General features: G+C 60.4%; 5 protein-coding genes. All 5 read right to left on the bottom strand.

From position 1 onward, the window contains the following. Positions 1–23: 23 nt before the first annotated feature. Positions 24–812, bottom strand: coding sequence for an ABC transporter permease (locus tag AC1DUU_RS23130; RefSeq protein WP_476785728.1), 789 nt, complete (start codon positions 810–812; stop codon positions 24–26). Then, positions 812–1,636, bottom strand: coding sequence for an ABC transporter permease (locus AC1DUU_RS23135; protein WP_476785729.1), 825 nt, complete (start codon positions 1,634–1,636; stop codon positions 812–814). The genes AC1DUU_RS23130 and AC1DUU_RS23135 overlap by 1 nt, the downstream gene beginning before the upstream one ends. Positions 1,637–1,837: 201 nt before the next feature. Then, on the bottom strand, positions 1,838–2,878 hold the full coding sequence (locus AC1DUU_RS23140) for an ABC transporter substrate-binding protein (protein WP_476785725.1): 1,041 nt from the start codon (positions 2,876–2,878) through the stop codon (positions 1,838–1,840). Between the two features lie 126 nt (positions 2,879–3,004). Then, positions 3,005–4,114, bottom strand: coding sequence for a glycosyltransferase WbsX family protein (locus tag AC1DUU_RS23145; protein WP_476785726.1), 1,110 nt, complete (start codon positions 4,112–4,114; stop codon positions 3,005–3,007). A gap of 167 nt (positions 4,115–4,281) precedes the next feature. Beyond that, positions 4,282–4,819, bottom strand: a 538-nt coding sequence (locus tag AC1DUU_RS23150; RefSeq protein ID WP_476785727.1) for a glycosyltransferase family 2 protein, incomplete at its 5' end; no start/stop codon positions are given.

The raw sequence follows: 4,819 nt of genomic DNA on the forward strand, positions 1-4,819 counted from the left end.
GTTAGTGCCTGGGTCATATGGGTCTACTTCGCAAGGAAGGTGAGGCCGAGCGTGCGCTCGACGATGGCCATGACTGCGACTGTCAGCAGCATCAGCAGCACCGACACCGACGCAATCGTCGGGTCGAAGAACTGCTCGACATGGGCGAGGATCTGGATCGGCAGCGTCGAGATGCCGGGACCGGTCAAAAACAGCGACGTCGAGACGTCGTTGATCGAGGTGATGAAGGCCAGGATGAAGGCCGCAATCACGCCCGAGCGGACATTGGGCAGGACGATGGTGAAGAAGGTCTTCACCGGCGGGCTGCCAAGGCTGACGGCCGCCTCTTCGATCGAGAAGTCGAACGAGGCGAGGCTCGCCGAGACGACGCGCACGCAATAAGGCAGCACCAGCAGCATGTGGCCGACGAGCAGCGTCAGGAAGATCGGCGTGTCCATGCCCACCGCCACCGATTTCAGCAGCGAAAAGCCAAGCACGATCTCAGGCACCAGGATCGGTAGCACGAAAACAGTCGACAGCCAGGACGGCAGCTTGATGCGGTAGCGGTTGAGCGCGTAGGCGGCAGGAATGCCGATCAGCAGCGCCAGACCTGTCGCGAGGAAGGCAAGCTCCAGGCTGGTCACGATCGTGCGCTTGAAGGCGCTGATCGCGAAGATGTTTTCGAACCAGCGCAGCGTCAGGCCTTGCGGCGGGAAGGTCAGGTAGGTGGTGTCGCTGACCGAGGCGCCGAGCACGATGATCAGCGGCCCCATCAGGAAGATGTAGACCAGGACGGTAAACAGGATCAGCAGGGGATTGATACGGCTGGTCATCATGTCGCCATCGGGTTGAGACGCCGCGCAACGCGGCTCATGGCAAGTACGACGGCGACAGTTATCACCACCATGATTGCTGCGATTGTGGAGGCACCGACCCAGTCGAACGACACCATGGCGCGCTGGTACATCAGCGTTCCCATGACCATCTGGCGCTCGCCGCCAAGCAACTGCGGCGTGGCATAGGCGGTGAACGAACCGGTGAAGACGAGCACCGCACCAACGATCAGGCCAGGCACCGCGAGCGGCAGGATCACCTGGCGAAACGTCCCGGCGGGCGTGGCGCCCAGCGAGGCCGAGGCCTGGACGACGTCGTCGGGGATGTTTTCAAGCACACCGACCAGCGTCAGGATCATCAGCGGCACGAACAGATAGACCATCGCAACGATGACCGATCCTTGGGTGTAGAGCATCGACAGCGGCTCGCTGATGACACCGATGCCGACCAGGAAATTGTTGAGGATGCCGTTCTTGCCGAGGATGATCAGCCAGGCGAAGGAACGCACGACGACACCGGTCAGCAGCGGGAAAACGGCCGCGATGATCAAAAGGCTCTTCAGCTTACCCRGGGACTTCGACACCACATAGGCGGTCAGGAAACCGACGACCAGCGAGATGGCGGTCGTCGCCAGCGATATCTCGATGGTGCGCCACAAAACAGTGCGACGGAAGCCGCTGCTGAAAAAGGCGACGTAAGGCGCGAAGATGCCGCCGTCTTCGCCGAAGGTCGTGGCGATGGTGGCGGCGACCGGCAGTATGAGGAAGGCCAGAACCGCCAGCGTCGCAGGCCCGGCGAGCCACCATCCAGCAAAGCGTTTCAGCATGAAGTCCCGATCTCTTCCAGTTTACCCTGGCGCGCTCCGCCAAGGGAGCCTCGCTTGCGAGGCTTGCTAACCTTCATTGCGCGATAGCGAAAGGCGCAGAATGCCGCAAAGGGCGGTGCAGCGGGCAAAAAGGGTAGATTCTTGTGCGATGTGCACAAGAATGAGGAAGGGCTAAACGCCCTTCCTCATCTGTTGGTCTTACATGCCGAACACTTCGTTCCAGCGGTCGACCCAGTCGGTCTTGGCCGTATTCAGCTTCTCATAGTCGACCTGCTTCAGCGAAGCGATCATGTCGGCACCGTAGGTCCACTGCTTGGCCTGCTCCGGGGTCAGTGTGACAGCCTTGACGACAGGCGCATCGACAGCGTTCTCGGCGGTCTTCTGCTGGACCTCCTTGGACAGAACGAAGTTGATGAACTCATGCGCCAGCTCGACATTGGCAGCACCCTTGGGGATGTTGATGGTGTTGAGCGTGGCGATCGCGCCATCCGAGAGATCGGCCCAGGCAGCGGTCGGAACGGCAGCCTGGATCTGGGCGAGCGTGAAGTCYTGGGCGACTGAAGCCGAGATTTCGCCTGTCGAGAACAGGTTCACCAGCTCCGAGCCGGTGTTGTAGTTCTTGACGACATTCGGCTTCAGAGCCTCGATCGACTTGAAGGCGCCATCGGTATCGGCAAACGGATCAACCCCGGCATGCGCGGCAGCGATCATCACGGCCATCGGGCCTGCGGTGGTGGTGATGCCCGGCAGCGACAGCGAAGCCTTGAAATCTTCCTTCCAGAGGTCGTTCCAGGAAGTGATCGGTGCCTTCACCTTGGCGGTGTCATAGATGACGCCGACGCGCCCGATCGTGTAGGCCGGGCCGAATTCACCCTGCGGTGCCTTGGCGAGATCGTAGAGACCTTCGAGGTTCGGCACCTTCGACTTGTCGATCGGCTGGAACAGGCCTTCCTTGATGCCGATCTGCGAATAGGCGTCGGTGAAGTAGGCGACGTCGACGCCTTCGCCGTTGCGGATCTTGATCTTGTTGAGGCGGTCAGCGTTATTGCCGGTTTCGAACACGATCTCGCAGCCGCATTTTTCCTTGAACGGCTTGATGATGTATTCGTCGAGCTTGTCACCGTTGAAACCCCACCAGGAGATGGTCAGCGTCTTGCCCTGGGCAAGCGCAGGTGCGGCGACGAGCGTCGTCGCGAGGCCAGCAAMGCCAGCCGCGAGAAGGGTGTGAAGTCGTGTCATGGAAAGCCTCTGTTGTTTGACGCCCTGGCGCCAAAGGGGCACGCTGAGGGACGGCTGAGCCTATTTTCGCGACAGCTAAGGTGCAACTCCAAATGTTGTGCAGCGCACATCATTATGGAGCGAAGCTCAGCTGGATTTTGTGTCGCCGCCCATTTGTACAGCATGCCCTCGGACTGCGGAGGCACAGGCTTCGAGATAAGCGTAACCGTATCTCAGGTCGGGCTCGAGATAGGCACCCTCGCCCCACTCATTCCAGGCGTTGATGAAGACCATCCGCTCGGACGCGGGATTGGCTCTGGCCCGTTGCATCGCATGCCCAAGCCAGTCCTGAAATAATGCCGGCGTCGATCCATGGTAGATTTGTGCGGAGGTTGGCCGACGGGCGCTGTTATCCCAGGTTGGCATGACACCAGGGTGAACCACCCCATCTGGGGCAGGCTTGGCTTTGTCGGCCAGTACGACGTCCGGATAACGGCGGATTCGCCCGCCTTTTTTGACTGCCGAAACCGCCAGGCTGCTTTCGATGTTTGGGGTACGAACGCCATGCGGTGGAAATTCCGACAAGGCATCGAAGCCATATTCCGCATGATCACCGAAGTCGAAGGCGTTGGTCGCGATGAGATAGACGCCAGGATAACCCAGTCGTTCCATCTCGCCGCGCCAGCGCGCGACCGTCGCCTTGAGGTCGGGAAAAAGGCTCGCGCGATAGATTGTGAGGACCGGCTTGCCGTTGATATTCAGATAACGCGGATCGCGGAAATATTTGTCGAGGCCGCGAATGACCGCGAGATCGTCTTCCGCCGAATGTGTCTGGGCCAGGAGTACGTCCTGCTCACGGCCTGACCAGCGCCGCGACCAGGGCTCGTTGGCCCAGCACAGGCAAAATGGCAGATCAAGATCAGCTGTCTTCAGGTAATGATCGAGCGGGCCTTCGAGCAGGCGCTTGCCGCCGAACCAATAGAAATGGAAGCAAAATGCCGAGATCCCGTACAGCTTGGCCAGTTCCACCTGTCGCTGCATGATTTCAGGCACACGCAGGTCATAGTAGCCCAGTTCGCCCGGTAGGCGCGGCTGATAATGTCCCTCAAAGACTGGAAACGCGCGCGCCACATTGCGCCACTCGGTGAAGCCCTTGCCCCACCAATCGTCGTTTTCCGGGATTGGATGGAACTGCGGCAGGTAATAGGCGATCAGCCTGATATCGACAGGCGACGGCTCCTCGCTGGCAATCGGCACGTAGTCCGATGATGGGTAGTTCGCTTGCGCGTTATCGACATAACAGTCGTAGAGATTGCTTGCAGCCGGCCGACTAGCAGTCGCGGATTTGACAGCGCGGCGAAGTGCCGTCCACAGCCTGCGTAGCGCTGAGGGATTTTCGCGCCATGGCGCGCCGGACTGGGCATTCATGTATGTTTTCCGACATTGTCGACCGGACCGCCGTTCAGCCCGCGCATGAACCCCAGCAGCTTGGCACGGCGCGCTTTGCTGAACAGCACCTGTGGCAACAGCAATTTCAGCCGGGTGCGGTAGCGCTCTGCCGGCAAATCCAGGGGACGTTTGTGCTTGTTCATGACATAGACCAGCGAGCGCCCCATGGCCTCGCCCTTGATGCGGCCGGACTCGATCGACCGCGCGCTGGAGTTCCCCTCCGCGTGATCGACGACGGCTTTCGCAGCAAGTCGCAATTCGATGCCTGCCTGCCGCAGCCGCAAACTGAGGTCATCGTCCTCGTGAAACAGGAAGATCTCCCGGTCGAACCCGCCAATTTGCTCAAAATGCGCGCGGCGGACGAAAATACAGGCGCCGTGCAAGACCGGAATGATGCAATCATCTTCAGGCGGCGCGCCGCGCCAGGACTGCGCTTGAGGCAGCAGCCTGGACCAGCGCTTGAACCTTCGCCTGGCGCCGGAATAAAACCGCGGATTGAACGCCGCATCGGGA

Source organism: Aminobacter sp. P4_H6_2 (assembly GCF_056400805.1).

What these genes read in the sequence shown, in the direction of transcription:
- AC1DUU_RS23130 (WP_476785728.1), bottom strand. Translation starts at nt 812, where the DNA reads ATGACCAGCCGTATCAATCCCCTGCTGATCCTGTTTACCGTCCTGGTC.